Here is a 15,732-nt window from a genome sequence, read left to right as displayed (position 1 = left end):
TAGCGGGGCATCCTCGTTCTCGACTCTCGCCCGCTGATCCGCTCTAGACCACCACCCGGATCGCCATCGGCCGCTCGTCGAGATTGTCGGCACCAGCGCGGTCGACGACGAGGAACTCGCCTTCCCGTTCCAGCACCGAATGGATCGCGTGCCAGGTGCCGGCGCGGTAGTTGACGCCCTGGCGGCCGTCGGTGATGAAAGCGCGGATCTCGTCCGGGTCGATGTCGTCTCCCGGCGGCGCCACGACGACGACGAAGCGCTCTTCGTGCAGCGGCATGAACGCCTGGCTGCCCAGCGGATGACGTTCGAGCAGCTCGAGCTCCAGCGGCAGCGTGACCGGCTGGCTGACGAACACGCTGATCAGCGGCCGCGAAGGGGCATCCAGGATCTCCACCCGAGCCAGATCGTGATGGCGCTGCGTGCGCCCGCCGTTAATCGGGAATGACTCGCTGACACGTGCGTCGATCACATCGCCGAACGGCGCGAAAGCCTCCGGCGTCAGCTTCTGGGCCTTCAATTCCAGCATGACTCTCTCCCCTTGGTACTTCGTTCCAACCTAGCTTCGTTTCAATCTAGCGCGCCATCGTATACAAAACGAAACCGTTTTTCTTTTCTGCACTCGTATGGTGCATTCAGCCATCCAAGCGCACATCGATTGTGCGTTTCCAGCCCGATTGGGTCCGAAAGCTTGCTCGCCGCACTCGGTTCATGAACCAGCGCAAGGTTTGGCCGGAACCATGCCATGCGCTGGTCTTTGGGTTAAAAGTTTGAGCGCCGGCGTCTTTTCCAGAAGCGACCCCTTCCCATATCGTTTGCGACTCTCTCTTCTCGTTGTGATGACGGATATGGCACGCATCTTGTATACAAAAACAGGAACCATAATCACAAACCACCCTGCGGAGGGCATCCGCCATGCCACAGCAACCGCACCACTCACCTCACCAGTACAGCGACCGGCTCTACAACGCCGATCTCGCGCCCACCAGGCAGAACTGGAACTGGTACAACATTCTCGCCTTCTGGCTTTCCGACGTGCACAGCGTCGGCGGCTACGTGGTCGCCGCCAGCCTGTTTGCCCTGGGTTTGGCCGGCTGGCAGGTGCTGATATCGCTGTTGATCGGTATCTGCATCGTACAGATCTTCGCCAACCTGATGGCGAAGCCGAGCCAGAAAGCCGCGGTGCCGTTCCCGGTGATCTGCCGGCTCTCGTTTGGTGTGCTGGGGGCGAACATCCCGGCGATGATTCGCGGCCTGATCGCCGTGGTGTGGTACGGCATCCAGACCTATCTGGCCTCCAACGCCCTGACCATCGTGATCCTGCGCCTGTTCCCCGGCATGGAATCACTGGCCGGCCCCAGCTTTCTCGGTCTCTCCTACCTGGGCTGGATCAGCTTCATGCTGCTGTGGAGCCTGCAGGCGATCGTGTTCTGGCGCGGCATGGATTCAATCCGGCGCTTCATCGACTGGAGCGGCCCGGCGGTCTATCTGGTGATGTTCGCCCTGGCCGCCTGGCTGGTGTGGCAGGCGGGCTGGGCCAACATCAGCTTCACCTTGAGCGACATCCAGCTTTCCCCCGGCGAGCAGCTGTGGCAGATGGTGATCGCGGCCGCCATCGTCGCCGGCTACTTTGCCGGGCCGACGCTCAACTTCGGCGATTTCACCCGCTACGCGCGCACCTTCGATGACGTCAAACGAGGCAACTTCTGGGGCCTGCCGGTCAACTTCCTGGTGTTCTCGGCGACCACAGTGATGATGGTCTCGGCGACACTGCCGGTGTTCGGCGAGATGATCGACGATCCGATCGAAACGGTTTCCCGCCTCGACAATACTTTCGTTGCCGTGCTGGGCGCCGCGACCTTCGTCACCACCACCATCGGCATCAATATCGTCGCCAACTTCGTCGCGCCGGCGTTCGACTTCTCTAACATGGCGCCCAGCAAGATCAGCTTCCGTACCGGCGGCTTCATCGCCGCTGTCGGCTCGATCTTTCTGACCCCGTGGAACCTGTTCAGCAATCCGGAGATCATCCATTACACCGTCGACCTGCTCGCGGCGGCCATCGGCCCGCTCTACGGCATCCTGATCATGGACTACTACCGTATCCGCCGGGGCGAGATCGATGTTGACGCCCTGTTCAGCGTCGATCCCAACGGCCCCTACTGGTATCGCAACGGCTTCAATCCGGCCGCAGTGAAGGCCGTGGTCGCGGCATCGTTGATCGGCATCGTGATCAACTTCCTGCCGCTGGGCGACCTGGGGCACTTCTCGGTCTTCATCGGCGGCGCCCTGGGCGCGACTTTCTACGCCATGGCGATGCGACGCGCCTCGGTTGCAGCGGCCATCGCCTCGTAGGCGCCCGTTCTGTCTCCTTTGAACGCCTCGCGCGTTCTCTCCCGTTGCCGGCGCCTCCAGCGCCGGCTTTTTTGTGATTGCCGCTGCGCGACGTCAAAAATCGCTCCGACAATTTTTTGTTTCATCACTCGTTTCTCGTGCAGTACGCTTCCCATCGCACCGTGAAGATTGTATAAAATCTACAATGTTCGCGATATTCATCGTCGCGACGCCTTCCAACGTCTTGCGGGGCCGCCCGGATCGGAGGAAATACGCATGAAGCGCATCCATGTCATCGATTCCCACACCGGAGGAGAGCCGACACGCCTGGTCATGTCCGGCTTCCCGGCGCTGCCCGGCGACACTCTCGTCGAGAAGCGCGATGCGCTGCGGGACTCCCACGATCACTGGCGGCGCGCCTGCCTGCTCGAACCGCGGGGCAACGATGTCCTGGTCGGCGCGCTCTACTGCGAGCCCGTCACGCCGGGCGCGACCTGCGGCGTGATCTTCTTCAACAACACCGGTTATCTGGGTATGTGCGGTCACGGCACGATCGGCCTGGTGGCGTCGCTGCATCATCTCGGGATGATTCAGCCCGGCGATCACCGGATCGATACCACCGTCGGCCCGGTCAGCGCCACGCTGCACGAAGACGGCGCGGTGACAGTGCGCAACGTGCCCGCCTATCGCTATCGCCAGCGCGTGCCGGTCGAGGTGCCTGGCTACGGCGTGGTGCATGGCGATATCGCCTGGGGCGGCAACTGGTTCTTCCTGGTGGGCGAGCATGACCAGACGGTGACCCTGGCCAACGAGGAAGCGCTGACGGCCTTCACCTGGGCGATCCGTCAGGCGCTGGATGCACAGGCGATCACCGGCGAAAACGGCGGCCACATCGATCATATCGAGCTGTTCGCCGCCGACGACACCAGCACCGGCAAACCGGCCGACAGTCGCAATTTCGTGCTCTGCCCCGGCAAGGCCTACGACCGTTCCCCCTGCGGCACCGGCACCAGCGCCAAACTCGCCTGCCTGGCGGCGGACGGCAAGCTGGCCCCCGGCGAGACCTGGGTGCAGGCCAGCATCACCGGCAGCCGCTTCGAGGGGCGCTACGAGTGGCAGGGCGATCGCGTACTGCCCTCCATCACCGGCAACGCCTACATGACCGCCGATGCCACGCTGCTGATCGACGAGAACGACCCGTTTGCCTGGGGCATCACCGCGTCATAGCCGTTCGCTCAGTCATTCCCGAAAAGCCATTTCCGAAACGCCATTCCCGACAGACATTCACGGATTTCAGAGGACAACCATGAACGATTCCATCTTCACCGGCTGCATTCCCGCCCTGATGACGCCCTGCACCGCAGACCGCACGCCGGATTACGACGCGCTGGTCGCCAAGGGCCGCGAGCTGGTCGATCTCGGCATGCGCGCCGTGGTCTATTGCGGCTCGATGGGCGACTGGCCGCTGCTGAGCGAGGCCGAGCGCCAGGAAGGCGTGGCGCGACTGGTCGCCGCTGGCGTACCCGTCATCGTCGGCACCGGCGCGGTCAACTCGAAGGAAGCGGTCTCCCACGCCGCCCATGCGGCCAGGGTCGGCGCGCAAGGGCTGATGGTGATCCCCCGCGTGCTCTCCCGCGGCACCGCCCCTGCCGCCCAGAAGGCGCACTTCTCGGCGATTCTGAAGGCCGCGCCCGAGCTGCCGGCGGTGATCTACAACAGCCCCTATTACGGCTTCGCCACCCGCGCCGAGCTGTTCTTCGAGCTGCGTCGCGAGCATCCCAACCTGATCGGCTTCAAGGAGTTCGGCGGTGCAGAGGATCTGCGCTACGCGGCCGAGCACATCACCTCCCAGGATGACGAGGTCAGCCTGATGGTCGGCGTCGACACCCAGGTGTTCCACGGCTTCGTCAACTGCAATGCCACCGGCGCCATCACCGGGGTCGGCAACGCGCTGCCGAGAGAGGTGCTGCAACTGGTCGCGCTCTGCGAGAAGGCCGCCAAGGGCGATCTCGTGGCCCGGCGCCAGGCTCAGGAGCTGGAATCGGCGCTGGCGGTGCTATCCTCCTTCGATGAAGGCGTGGATCTGGTGCTCTACTACAAGCAGCTGATGGTGCTCAACGGCGAAAGCGCCTACGAGCTGCACTTCAACGAGAGCGACGCCCTGAGCGATGCCCAGCGGCGCTATGTCGAGACCCAGTACGCGCTGTTCCGTGAATGGTACAAGCAGTGGTCGGCGCAGCTCGGCAACGTCGGCTAGCGAAACCTGCCGGTCGCGCATGCGTCCGTCGTCAAGGCCGATGCCGCGTTCCGGCGAGACGGGAAATGGCGGGAAAAGTCGGCGAGCGCCTCCTGGATTGCATACAATATCCAACATTCTGCAGACACGATGGCACTCCATGGCGACTTTCAAGACCCGAGCCCAGCACGTGGCGGACGACCTGCGCGAACGCATTCTCGGCGGCGAGTTCAAGGGCGGCTCCCAGCTGCGACAGGATGCGCTGGCCAAGGACTACGACGTCAGCCGCATTCCCGTCCGGGAGGCGCTGCTGACCCTGGAATCCGAGGGGCTGGTGGAATTTCACGCCCATCGCGGCGCCTTCACCACCGAACTCTCCGTGGCGGCGATCCGCGAACTGTTCGATCTGCGTGTGCTGCTCGAGACCTACGTGCTGCGCTACGCGATCCCGAACCTGACGGCGGCGGACCTCGATCACGCCGAAAGCATCCTGCGCCAGTACGACGCCGCGCTCGATTCCGGCAGCCAGATCGACAACTGGAGCGACTACAATTTCGCGTTTCACCACGCGCTGTACGCCCCTTCCGGGCTGCCCGAGACGCTGGCCATGATCGGCCAGTTGAACACCAAGTCCGGGCGTTATATCCGCATGCAGCTGCTCTATACCCGCGAGATCGAGAAGGCGGAACTCGAGCACCGTCAGCTGCTGGAACTGGCGCGCCTGGGCGACGTCGACAAGGCCTGCCAGTTGCTGGAAAACCACATAAAAGACGCCGCGGAGGGCATCGCGGCGGTGCTGGAAAAGAATCTGCGCAGCGGCTGATACGCTGTCGCCCTTCACTCCCTCTGTTGCCCTGGTCATGAGGTAGCGCATGTCGGACTCATCCCCTTCGGCTTCGCCCGATACCGATATCATCGTCGTCGGTGCCGGTCTCGTCGGCGTCACCAGCGCGCTGGCGCTGGCGCGTCAGGGCCAGCGCGTGCTGGTGCTCGACAAGCAGGAACCCGGGCGCGGCGCCTCCTACGGCAACGCCGGGCATCTCGCCACCGAGCAGGTCTTCCCGATCGCCGACGCCTCGATCCTGAGGTCGCTGCCCGGCATGCTGATGGACCCGATGGGGCCGCTGCGGCTGGACTGGAAATATCTGCCCCGCGCGCTGCCGTGGCTGACCCGACTGGTCCTGAACCTGCGCCCGGCGCCGTTCCGCCAGAGCGTGGCCGGCATCCGCGCCCTCAACGAACGCAGCCTGGCGGCGTGGCAACGCCTGCTGGCATCGGTCGACAGCAGCCACCTGCTCAAGGCCGATGGCTCGCTGCTGGTCTACGAGAAGCCGGAGTCGCACTCGAAGCTGGAAGCGCTCGAGTCGCGCATGCGCGAACAGCAGGTGCCGGTCGAACTGTGGGATGGGAACGCGATCCAACGCGCGGCGCCGCAGCTCTCGAACGCGCTGCTGGGCGGGCTGTTCTTCCCGGCCACGGGCCATGTGCTGGACCCGTGGCGGGTGGTCACGACCCTGGTGGAAGCTGCCCGGCGCGAGGGCGTCCGTTTCGCGCAGGAAACCGTGCAATCGGCACGGTTGACCGCGAAAGGCGTCGCCGTGACGACTGACGCCGGCGAACGCGAGGCCGGCCAGGTGCTCATCGCCTGTGGTGCCCACTCGGCAGCGTTGACCGCCCAGCTCACCGGCAAGCGCGTACCGCTGGATACCGAGCGCGGCTATCACCTGATGCTGCCTCGTGAGCATGACCGACTGCCCTTCGCGGTGACCTCGCTGGAGCGCCGCTTCATCATGACGCCGATGGAAACCGGCCTGAGGCTGGCCGGCACCGTGGAGTTCGCGGGACTGGACGCACCGCCCAACATGGGGCGAGCGTGGCAGTTGCATCGCCTGAGCCGGGGCCTGTTCAAGAACGATCTCGACGCCGAGGATGCGACGCCGTGGATGGGCTTTCGCCCATCGCTGCCGGACTCGCTGCCGATCATCGACCGCCTCGAGAATGGCCGCGTGCTGCTGGCCTTCGGACATCATCATCTGGGGCTGACGCAATCGGCGATCACCGCCGAGATGATCGCCAACCTGGCCGGCCCCGCCGAACACGACGCCTCTGGCACATCGGCCCACCGGGACGACCTGCCGCCGCTGGAGCCTTATCGGCTCGCCCGTTTCGGCTGAGCGAGGTCGATCCCGTCAGGAGAGGCTGAGCTTCATGTGCCGGTTGACGTCCTTATATAGCAGATAGCGAAACGGCTCCGATCCGCCGGCATAGCAGGATTGCGGGCAGAACGCTCGCAGCCACATGTAGTCGCCGGCCTCGACCTCGACCCAATCCTGGTTGAGGTGGTAGACCGCGCGGCCCTCGAGCACGTAGAGGCCGTGCTCCATCACGTGGGTCTCGTCGAACGGAATAACGCCGCCCGGCTGGAAGGTGACGATGGTCACGTGCATGTCGTGGCGCAGATCGGCGGGATCGACGAAGCGCGTGGTCGCCCAGCGGCCGTCGGTGTCCGGCATCGGCGTCGGCGCGATCTGCTGCTCGTTGGTGACGAAGGGTTCCGGAGCAGCCAGCCCCTCGACGAATTCGTACGCCTTGCGGATCCAGTGGAAACGCACCGGCGCATCGCTCGTGTTGCGAAGTTGCCAATCGCAGCCCGGCGGCAGATAGGCGTAGCCGCCCGGCGCCATGTCGTGCGATTCGCCCGCGACGGTCAGCGTCATCTCGCCCTCGACCACGAACAGCACGCCCTCGGCACCGCTGTCCGGCTCCGGCCGCTCGCTGCCGCCACCGGGCGAGACTTCCATGATGTACTGCGAAAACGTCTCGGCGAAGCCGGACAGCGGCCGGGACAGCACCCAAAGCCGAGTCTTCTCCCAATGCGGCAGGAAACTGGTGACGATATCGCTCATCACCCCCTTGGGAATGACGGCATAGGCCTCGGTGAAGACCGCACGGCCGTGAATCAGCTGGCTCTGCGGCGGCAGGCCGCCGTGGGGGGCGTAGTAGGTTCTTTCAGGTGCATCGTGGCTGCGTTGTGACATGAGGGATTCCTTGCTTTTCAGGCCGGATGCTCGGCAGCCCAATGGCGGGCGATATCCACACGGCGAGTTATCCACACCCGGTCGTGCGCTTCGAGGTGATCGAGGAAGCGCTGCAGCGCGCGGAAGCGGCCGGGGCGGCCGACCAGGCGGCAATGCAGGCCGATCGACAGCATCTTCGGCGTTTCCGCGCCTTCTTCGTAGAGCACGTCGAACGCATCTCGCAGGTACTGGAAGAACGGCTCGCCGTGATCGAAGCCGGTCGGCGAGGCAAAGCGCATGTCGTTGGTGTCCAGCGTGTAGGGGACGACAAGATGCTGATGCGTCTGGCCCTGGCTGTCCTCGGCCGGCATCCAGAACGGCAGGTCGTCGCCGTAGTAGTCGCTGTCGTAGAGGAAGCCGCCCTGGTCGAGCAGCAGCCGCCGGGTATTGGGGCTGTCGCGGCCGGTGTACCAGCCCAGCGGCAGCTCGCCGTAGAGCGACTGGAAAATGGCCAGGGCGCGTTCGAGATGCTCGCGCTCGACCGCTTCCGGCACGTTCTGGTAGTGGATCCAGCGATAGCCGTGGCAGGCGATTTCATGACCCAGCTCACGGAACGCCTGGGCGACTTCCGGATTGCGTTCCAGCGCCATCGCCACGCCGAAGATCGTCAACGGCAGACCGCGCCGCTCGAACTCGCGCAGCACGCGCCACACGCCGGCCCGCGAGCCGTATTCGTAGATCGACTCCATGCTCAGGTGGCGAGCGGGGTAGGCCTCGGCGCCGGCAATCTCGGACAGAAACTGTTCGGAGTGGCTGTCGCCGTGGAGGATGCTGTTCTCGCCGCCCTCTTCGTAGTTGAGGACGAACTGCACCGCGACGCGGGCCCGGCCCGGCCAGTTGGCTTGCGGTGGCGTGCGGCCATAGCCGATCAGATCGCGGGGGTAGTCTGGGGAGATCATGCGCAGCGCCCTTGTGGTTGCCGAACCGATCGACGCGAATCGCGTCTCATCGGCCATCGTTGTCGATATTGTATTCAAAGTCGTTTATTTTTGTGGACAAAATAAACGTACCGCGATTTTTCCCTCTCGCCAAGGTGGCAAGCCATGCGTATTCACGTCATCAATCCCAACACCACCGCCAGCATGACCGACAAGATCGGCGCCTGCGCCAGCCGCGTGGCCGCCGGGAACACGCAGATTCACGTCAGCCAGCCCGACAGCGGACCGGTGTCGATCGAAAGCCACTTCGACGAGGCGATCAGCGCCGTCGGCGTGCTCGAAGAGATCCGTCGCGGCGAAGCGATGGGAATGGACGCCTACATCATCGCCTGTTTCGGCGATCCGGGCCTGCTCGCCGCCCGGGAACTGACCCGCGCGCCGGTCATCGGCATCGCCGAAGCCGGCTTTCACCTGGCGACGCTGATCAGTACGCGATTCTCCGTGGTCACGACATTGCAGCGCACCGCGATCATTGCCGAGCACCTGCTCGACCAGTATGGATTCCGCGATCACTGCCGGCGAGTCCGTGCCACCGACCTGCCGGTGCTGGAGCTGGAAAATCCGGCGGGCAACGCCTATCAGGCGCTGCTGGAGGAGTGCCGCCAAGCGAGGGACGACGACGGCATCGGCGCCATCGTGCTGGGCTGTGGCGGCATGGCGGATCTCACCGAGCGGCTGACGCTGGACCTGGGCATGCCCGTCATCGAAGGCGTCAGCGCCGCGGTGAAACTGGCGGAATCGCTGGTCTCGCTGGGGCTCGGCACCAGCAAGCACGGCGACCTCGCCTTTCCCCGACCCAAGCCGTTCGTTGGGCGGTTCGCTGACTGGGGCGAGTGATCATCGGCCACGGTGATTTTACTAAAGCCTAGCCGAGCACCTACTCCACAACGGCTTTGAGCAGAGCATCCCGCGCGTCGGAGTAGAACTGGATATCAACCTTGGTCGCCATGTCATCCGACAGGTCAAATAACTGCCGGCGGCAGGCAACAGGCATCAGCAGTGCAGTCGCGCCCTTTTCCACGGCGATTTCCGCAATCGTTACCGGATTGTGGATCGGCTCCACGGAGCCCCCCAGATTAATCTCCCCCACAATGATCAAACCACCGCGCACGCTTTTCTTCAGTAGCGCCGTGCTCAATGCGACCAGAGACGCCATGCCAAGCTTGGCGCCTGATTTGGAGGCGTCGAACGCTCGCAACTGAACCGTAAACTCGTGGTGACGCGGATCCTTGTCGCCTACCAGTTGCGCCGACCGGGCGTACAGGTTTTGCTCCGCATAACCGATGCTTTCCTTGAACGCGGGCGGTACCGGCTTGTTCAGGACCTTGACGCCGGACCCTGGGCCTTCGTTCACCTCGATCCGGTACAGGCCGGGATGTTCCTCACCGCCACCCGGAGAGATGGTCCATACTTGGCCAGGTTCCAAGGGGTCGTCACCAATGCTGTTCTCGCTCTGAAGCTCCGGGGTGGAAACAAACTTCTCGACACCGTCGGCGCCCATGACATAGCTGAAATGGGTGTTTCTGAATTCTGCCGCACCGATCCGCTTCTGCTGTTCTTTCACCCGGCGCCGGGCTTCCATGGCAATGCGAACGGCCCATTCGATATCCTCGTCCGAGACCTCATCGTCACCGGGATAAAGTAGCTTAAGCAGGCCGCTGACCGTTTTGTTCACCGCATTGGTATCCCGCCCAGACAGCGCACCACCAAAAAACACCCGGTTCTGGATCAGGCTTACCCGGCTCTGATTGCGCAGCTGGCTCCAGCACTCTGACAGGAAGTCGCTGACTAGGCCGAAATGGTCGGTTAAAAGCTCCTTGCTTATTTTCGGCACGTCCCAGCCCGGCAAGAAGGCGTGGATACGGTCCATAAACGCCGTATCATCTTTCATTTCCGGGGGCATGGGGCCGAACAGGTGGCCTATCCGCTGCTGATGTTCCACATCGACGTCAAAGTTTCCCACCAGTACGATGCTGCCATCGGCTCGGATGTTTTCCTTGCCACGGCTGAACTCACCCGATTCCATGTAGCCCTTCATGATGTTCACGCCGTCCTTCTGGTCGAAGGAAATGCCGGACACTTCATCGAAGCAGACCACGTCGTACTGACAGACCAAACCCCGCTGGCCGCTGGCGTTGTTTACGAACATCTTGGCCACGGTGGCTTTACCACCGGAAATCAGGTGGGCGTAGGGTGACACCTGCTGGAACAAATGGCTCTTACCGGTACCCCTGGGGCCGAGCTCCACCAAGTTATAGTTACGCTCAACAAAGGGCACCATACGCAACAAAATTGCGTCCTGCTGCCGCTCCGACAGGCCGCTGGCCTCAATCCCCGTGGACCTTAGCAGCAGCTCTTTCCACTCCTGCGTCGTAAATTCCTTCCGGGCCTCTGCAAGGGTATCCAAAACGTCGCGCTTGGAGAGCTGGATCTCCCGCAGGGCTTCAACACCGAAGGGGCGACCATTACTTTCCTGGGCAATGGCAGCATCGTAATTGAGCGTTACCTCGGCATAGAAACCGCCGGTCAGCATCCGCTCGTGCTCGTTTACCAAAGACGGTGTGATCCGCACGTCGTTCAGGCGGAGGCTGGGGAGGGAAGCAATATAAGAGTCCGTTTTCGCATCCAGGCGGGCGGTAATCAGATCGATGATTTTGACTTCACCGTTTTCTCTTGCCCGGGCCTTGAACAGCTCCTCCTCACCGGCCTTGACGGTGCGGGACTTGAGCTGCCGCTGCACGATCTCCAGGCCTTCGTTGATCTCCTCCTGGTCGGTGCTTGCGCAATATCGCCCGAGCAGGAACTCGACCACATAGGTGGGCACCGGGAATTGGCGGCTGAAGGTTCGTACCAGGTCCTTTCGCACCAGGTAACCATCCAGGGCCATTGCGGCCTTTCTGTCGATTTCGTCCAATTCCATCACATTTGCCTCTTAAGAAAGAGCCCCACCAATCACGGTGCCCGTCTGGGCAACCAGAGAACCATTTTCGTCGAGCAGAACAACCACCGCTTTCTGCCCTTCTAGATCTTCATCTTCGACAACCACGGAGGCGGTACCATTAGCCTTAAGCGGCTTCGAGCCGACCACCACACTGCTGGCCGCTTCACCCGGTCGGGTACGGATATCCAATGTGAGCCCTGAATAGTCGCCCGTCACCGCCACCGTGCAGCGCAACCCTTTCCACACCAGGTCGGTAAACTCGATGGCCCCTTGTGCGGAGGCGCCACCCGTCACCACCAATTGGAGTGTCAGGCACTCCTGTAGACTCAGGCCGCCGTGAGCGTAATCCTCACCCTTCTTGAAACAACTAATGCCATCGGCTAGGGCAAAGTAGTGACTGGGGTTCCAGTACCAGGGGAACAGTCGCTCCTGGGTTTCCGCACCAGCCTTGAGCGCGGCACAGCGCCCCCACTTGCTTTCAGCCAGTACGCTGGGCAGGTCAATTTTGGGTAGCCCCCCGGGCAGAAGCAGCCAGCCGTGATCGGTGACGACGCGTACTCGCTTCCAGCCCGCCGCCAACAGCTCGGTAATGCGGTTCTGCACTTCATTCAAAAGGCTTTCCAGGTGTTTGGCCAGCTTCCAGCCACGGTCGTGACCTTCGTGGTCGATGTCGCCAAACTCACACCAGGCGAAACCTTCCCCCTGGCCGTCCTCTGTTCGATCCAGCAGCGTCCAGCCGGTGTCCTTCAGCAGTTTCTTGAGGTGATAGCCGCCTTTGAGGGACTGACCGGTCGCCGCCACGGCGGGCTCGAAATCCGCGCTGCCATCGTCCCCCCGAATTTTATCCCGGACCGGTGTCACCGCCGCCTTGCCAGTGGCGGTCACGCTGGGCAAAGCGGCCCAGGTGGGCGCCTCGTCCACATCCAGACCTGAAGCTTCCAGCATCTCTGCCAACCGCTTGCCCGTATCAAAGCGCAGCCCATCGACAAAGAGCACACAATCCCCGGGACTGGCCGGAAAGGGGGCCACTGTTGTGCAGGCGCCACCCGGATAGGAGGCACCATCAACGATCTTCTGCAGGTAGCGGGCGGACTCTTCCAGCCAGGGAAGGTAAACTGCCCGAACTGCCGTTGTAACAGCCTCAAAGTCAGCAGCGCTCTCCACCTGGGCCAAGGCGCGCATTACGCCGTCATCCACTTTCCAGCCAGCGTTGGCATAGCCGTCCATCAGATCATCCACAGAGCCCGCCGTCAGAGACGATTTTGCATAGTTGGCCATGGCGGCCAAGTGTTCCAGTGCATACGCCAGCGGAGCTTCCCCTAGTTCCGCCCATACCAGTGATCGCCTGCCGCCATGTATCTGTTCGAGCTCCAGTATTCTGGCTCGGGCCTGGTGCTCAGGAGTCTGGGCCAGGGTCAGCAAGTCACGGCGCAGGTGATCTTCCTGGCCCTGGTTCCACTGAGGCCAGCCACCGGCCACGGTTTCATCGGCAAACAGATCAAAGGCCGGCGGTTGGCACTTGCGAATTTGGGCGGGAATATGGGGGTAGCGGTGGGGCGCCTCGCAGAAACGTTGCCAAACCGCCTGCCAGGGCCCCTCGTGGGCCGCAAGCTTGGCGCACCCTGCCAGCCCCCCCTCATGCTGCGGATTAAAAGCCAACTGGGAGGTGCATACCGCCACAAAAGCCTGCCATTCGTTTTCACCCCTCGCAGCCTGGAATGCATCGCCCTGGTCCAGCCACAACAGCAGATCCCGGGTGGGGTCACCGCCGGTTAACAGGGTATTAAAGTAGTCCTTATCCAGGCGTTTGCCCTTGAGCAAGTCGACGTCTTCGTCGAGCAGTCGGTACAGCGCCAGTTGCATGGCGTGCCGGGTTTCGCTGTCTTGCGCTACATCAAGGCCAAGACCACCCTGGTCCGACTTCAGGTAGGCAAGGATGGTCCAGTCCTTGGCATTCACCTGGGACCAGATCACGCCACGGTATTGCAACTCAGCCAGCGGCTTGAGCGAGTCCGGGCAACCTTCCACCGCCCGCAGATCCTGACGGCTGACGCCGGGCAGGTAGAGAATGGGTATCCTGCCATCTTCCAGGGATACTTCATCCGCCAAGCCGGCAATCACGCAGCGCAGCCAGATCGCCGGGCCGGTGCGCTTTTCGGGAGCATAGTCACCCAGCACCAGAAGCTCTGGCAGTTCCGCCTGAAGGACTGGAATAACCGCTTCCCATTGTCGGTCACGGTCTGGCCAGAGGATGCAGGCAGGGGCGACCTGAATATCAGGGTTGTAGATGCTTGCATCACGAATGCCTGCCAGAATGCGATCTTGAACTTTCATACAAGCCCCTGCCTAACTATTTCAGCGTGCACGAAAGGAGATTTTCGCGAGAGAAAACCCAAAGAACAGTCGCCGGCCACGTATTCACTGTAGTGTTGTGCACGCATTTTATTATTATGGGGGCTGTCCAGTTTCAACCTGCGTATGGTTTTTCTGGCCTCAGCCTCTTGTGCGGCGCGTAAAGCTGGATTGGGAGAAATTTCCCCTGAAGCAAAGTTGATTACAAAGGTGTTCGGGGCCAATCCTATTGGATCAAGAACATCGTCATATTTGTTTTTGTTCCTATTGGGGCCAAGGCAAGAAAGCCTGTAATTTGACCACTCGTAAGCTTCACCGGCGTTTGCTGACTTAGCGATAAAGTGGTCCGTAGAGGCAGCGCCTGAGCCCCACTCAAAATAAATAGCAAGGTAAGCACAAACGCCGGAGTATGCCTCCCACAGTTGCTGATTTGAACGTGACCAATAGTTCGGTAGATCAGCAGCTTTAGGTGGAGGATCGTCAAAGGCAATGCCGCGATCTACCAGCCAAGCACGACCTCTCTGCCGCACCTCTGCATTAAAGTCATCAGGTTCAGGCTGAAGTGTTACAGGAATCATCCAAGCCACCCCTTTTTGTCGCAGATGGCACGCCAGCGGAACAGAAACTCATCTCTGGGGCCTAACGCCTGAACCAGCCTGTCATTCATGGCCTCAATCTGCTTTCGCGAGGGCTCATTTTTGGCCAGAAGTGCCGACGCCTCCTCCACAAGGTGCTCGTACTCCAGGGGACGACTGCTTTTTAAATCAAAAGCCTCACTTACCAGCCATGTTTCAACATCGCCATGCTTCTCAAAGTCCCGGCGTCTCAATATCACCTTTTTGCGCTCGAAATCGAGATCAAACCAGGCATCCTGGCTCTCGTCGTATAAAGGCTCTACAGAGGCCATAATCAGGGGGGAGTGCGTCGCGGTAATCAACTGGACTTCCGCAGTCCTGGTCAACTTTTCCATAACGGAAAGCAACGCAGGCACAATGGTGCGTTGCCAGCTGGGGTGTAGGTGAGACTCGATTTCATCAATTAGAAAAGTAATTTGGTGTGTAGCCTTCTCACCAAGCTGCTTCGCAGCTTGCTTATGCTCTTCCCATGCCCAAACCAAAAAATAAGCGAGTGCGATTATACGACGCATGCCTGATGACGCATGAACAACCGGTACATCCTGCTGATACGGCATGCGAATAGTCGGTATATCGCGAACATCATCCAAGCTAATTCTGGTGAGTGCTCCGGGCTCCAGTTTTTCCTTTGCAGAGGGAGACAACACCTCCAGAACCTGTTTAAGTTGCTTAAACGGCGTGCCCCGTTCCTTCTGCCATCCGGCCCAGTCACGTATCAGGCCATTACATAACCATCCACCACTCTCATCCTGGAGACCATCCCACACTTCTTTCTGGCTGAATACATAGGCGGGTACGCGCTCTTGCACGTCAACGCCCTCGCGGGTCAGCCAATAGTTTCTGTTAGGGTCCCAAACCGCAAAGCTGCCATCCGACATCGCGTAAAGAACCAGCCCCGGATTAGCAGGCCGCCCCGGCCTGCCGGTCCATGACTGCTCTTTTCTGAGGAAGCTGCTTTCGTAGCTTTCCTCCTTGCTCTTACTCGTAAACGAGAAGCTGATTGCGGCCTCCCCGTCAGAGTTTGGCAGCGCCTTCTTGCCGGCTGTCAGCTTCGTATTGAGCTCAGCAGGCCATTTACGAGTCAGAGCCCACCAGGCAATATCCAGCAAGAAGCTCTTGCCCAAGCCGTTGTCACCGGTCAGAAGGTTAAGACGCTTGCCAAATTCCAGCTCCATCTTGGAGGCCGGGCCAACATTGGACATCTTGAGATGTTTAATCATGA

General features: G+C 61.5%; 13 protein-coding genes. 6 read left to right on the top strand and 7 right to left on the bottom strand.

Annotation, left to right across the window (positions count from 1 at the left end; all coding sequences use genetic code 11):
* Positions 1–43: 43 nt before the first annotated feature.
* Positions 44–526, bottom strand: coding sequence for an ureidoglycolate lyase (locus CCD76_RS11315; protein ID WP_087719617.1), 483 nt, complete (start codon positions 524–526; stop codon positions 44–46).
* A gap of 386 nt (positions 527–912) precedes the next feature.
* On the opposite strand from CCD76_RS11315, the gene CCD76_RS11310 reads away from it, so the two are divergent.
* The 5 genes from CCD76_RS11310 to CCD76_RS11290 all read left to right on the top strand — a co-directional run bounded on the left by CCD76_RS11310 (position 913) and on the right by CCD76_RS11290 (position 6,741).
* Positions 913–2,352: an NCS1 family nucleobase:cation symporter-1 gene (locus CCD76_RS11310; protein ID WP_087719616.1), complete on the top strand. Its 1,440-nt coding sequence runs from the start codon at positions 913–915 to the stop codon at positions 2,350–2,352.
* A 255-nt stretch (positions 2,353–2,607) separates the two neighbouring features.
* Entirely contained in the window at positions 2,608–3,558 is a 951-nt protein-coding gene (locus CCD76_RS11305; protein WP_087719615.1) for a 4-hydroxyproline epimerase, read from the top strand.
* Between the two features lie 79 nt (positions 3,559–3,637).
* On the top strand, positions 3,638–4,588 hold the full coding sequence (locus CCD76_RS11300; protein WP_087719614.1) for a dihydrodipicolinate synthase family protein: 951 nt from the start codon (positions 3,638–3,640) through the stop codon (positions 4,586–4,588).
* 139 nt (positions 4,589–4,727) lie between these two features.
* Positions 4,728–5,390 (top strand): GntR family transcriptional regulator, encoded by a 663-nt coding sequence (locus CCD76_RS11295; RefSeq protein ID WP_087719613.1) that lies wholly within the window; start codon positions 4,728–4,730, stop codon positions 5,388–5,390.
* Positions 5,391–5,439: 49 nt separating this feature from the next.
* Positions 5,440–6,741 (top strand): NAD(P)/FAD-dependent oxidoreductase, encoded by a 1,302-nt coding sequence (locus CCD76_RS11290; RefSeq protein ID WP_087719612.1) that lies wholly within the window; start codon positions 5,440–5,442, stop codon positions 6,739–6,741.
* A 15-nt stretch (positions 6,742–6,756) separates the two neighbouring features.
* Here the strand turns inward: CCD76_RS11290 and CCD76_RS11285 are convergent, their stop codons facing one another.
* Together CCD76_RS11285 and puuE are read right to left on the bottom strand one after the other, a co-directional pair.
* Positions 6,757–7,605: a bifunctional allantoicase/(S)-ureidoglycine aminohydrolase gene (locus tag CCD76_RS11285; protein WP_087719611.1), complete on the bottom strand. Its 849-nt coding sequence runs from the start codon at positions 7,603–7,605 to the stop codon at positions 6,757–6,759.
* Between the two features lie 17 nt (positions 7,606–7,622).
* A complete protein-coding gene (puuE, locus tag CCD76_RS11280; protein WP_087719670.1) occupies positions 7,623–8,543 on the bottom strand; it encodes an allantoinase PuuE in 921 nt (306 codons plus the stop codon).
* Positions 8,544–8,687: 144 nt separating this feature from the next.
* On the opposite strand from puuE, the gene CCD76_RS11275 reads away from it, so the two are divergent.
* Complete coding sequence (locus CCD76_RS11275; RefSeq protein WP_087719610.1) at positions 8,688–9,419, top strand: aspartate/glutamate racemase family protein; 732 nt, start codon at positions 8,688–8,690, stop codon at positions 9,417–9,419.
* 40 nt (positions 9,420–9,459) lie between these two features.
* On the opposite strand, the gene brxL is transcribed toward CCD76_RS11275, so the two are convergent.
* The 4 genes from brxL to CCD76_RS11255 are packed head-to-tail and all read right to left on the bottom strand — an operon-like array spanning position 9,460 to position 15,730.
* Positions 9,460–11,502: a BREX system Lon protease-like protein BrxL gene (brxL, locus tag CCD76_RS11270; protein ID WP_087719609.1), complete on the bottom strand. Its 2,043-nt coding sequence runs from the start codon at positions 11,500–11,502 to the stop codon at positions 9,460–9,462.
* A 12-nt stretch (positions 11,503–11,514) separates the two neighbouring features.
* Positions 11,515–13,857 (bottom strand): BREX-1 system phosphatase PglZ type B, encoded by a 2,343-nt coding sequence (pglZ, locus tag CCD76_RS11265; RefSeq protein WP_087719608.1) that lies wholly within the window; start codon positions 13,855–13,857, stop codon positions 11,515–11,517.
* Positions 13,854–14,453 carry a hypothetical protein gene (locus CCD76_RS11260; protein ID WP_087719607.1) on the bottom strand — a complete coding sequence of 200 codons (600 nt, stop codon included), beginning with the start codon at positions 14,451–14,453 and terminating at the stop codon, positions 13,854–13,856. Before CCD76_RS11260 ends, pglZ begins: the two co-directional genes overlap by 4 nt.
* Positions 14,450–15,730 (bottom strand): AAA family ATPase, encoded by a 1,281-nt coding sequence (locus CCD76_RS11255; protein WP_087719606.1) that lies wholly within the window; start codon positions 15,728–15,730, stop codon positions 14,450–14,452. The genes CCD76_RS11260 and CCD76_RS11255 overlap by 4 nt, the downstream gene beginning before the upstream one ends.
* Positions 15,731–15,732: the final 2 nt, after the last annotated feature.

The sequence above is a fragment of the Salinicola salarius genome (genome assembly GCF_002179555.1).
GTDB classification, from domain to species: domain Bacteria; phylum Pseudomonadota; class Gammaproteobacteria; order Pseudomonadales; family Halomonadaceae; genus Salinicola; species Salinicola salarius_A.
This window is presented reverse-complemented; position numbering and strand designations above follow the sequence as displayed.

What these genes read in the sequence shown, in the direction of transcription:
- CCD76_RS11315 (WP_087719617.1), bottom strand. Translation starts at nt 526, where the DNA reads ATGCTGGAATTGAAGGCCCAGAAGCTGACGCCGGAGGCTTTCGCGCCG.
- CCD76_RS11275 (WP_087719610.1), top strand. Translation starts at nt 8,688, where the DNA reads ATGCGTATTCACGTCATCAATCCCAACACCACCGCCAGCATGACCGAC.
- pglZ (WP_087719608.1), bottom strand. Translation starts at nt 13,857, where the DNA reads ATGAAAGTTCAAGATCGCATTCTGGCAGGCATTCGTGATGCAAGCATC.
- CCD76_RS11300 (WP_087719614.1), top strand. Translation starts at nt 3,638, where the DNA reads ATGAACGATTCCATCTTCACCGGCTGCATTCCCGCCCTGATGACGCCC.
- puuE (WP_087719670.1), bottom strand. Translation starts at nt 8,543, where the DNA reads ATGATCTCCCCAGACTACCCCCGCGATCTGATCGGCTATGGCCGCACG.
- CCD76_RS11295 (WP_087719613.1), top strand. Translation starts at nt 4,728, where the DNA reads ATGGCGACTTTCAAGACCCGAGCCCAGCACGTGGCGGACGACCTGCGC.
- CCD76_RS11290 (WP_087719612.1), top strand. Translation starts at nt 5,440, where the DNA reads ATGTCGGACTCATCCCCTTCGGCTTCGCCCGATACCGATATCATCGTC.
- CCD76_RS11260 (WP_087719607.1), bottom strand. Translation starts at nt 14,453, where the DNA reads ATGATTCCTGTAACACTTCAGCCTGAACCTGATGACTTTAATGCAGAG.
- CCD76_RS11255 (WP_087719606.1), bottom strand. Translation starts at nt 15,730, where the DNA reads ATGATTAAACATCTCAAGATGTCCAATGTTGGCCCGGCCTCCAAGATG.
- brxL (WP_087719609.1), bottom strand. Translation starts at nt 11,502, where the DNA reads ATGGAATTGGACGAAATCGACAGAAAGGCCGCAATGGCCCTGGATGGT.
- CCD76_RS11285 (WP_087719611.1), bottom strand. Translation starts at nt 7,605, where the DNA reads ATGTCACAACGCAGCCACGATGCACCTGAAAGAACCTACTACGCCCCC.
- CCD76_RS11310 (WP_087719616.1), top strand. Translation starts at nt 913, where the DNA reads ATGCCACAGCAACCGCACCACTCACCTCACCAGTACAGCGACCGGCTC.
- CCD76_RS11305 (WP_087719615.1), top strand. Translation starts at nt 2,608, where the DNA reads ATGAAGCGCATCCATGTCATCGATTCCCACACCGGAGGAGAGCCGACA.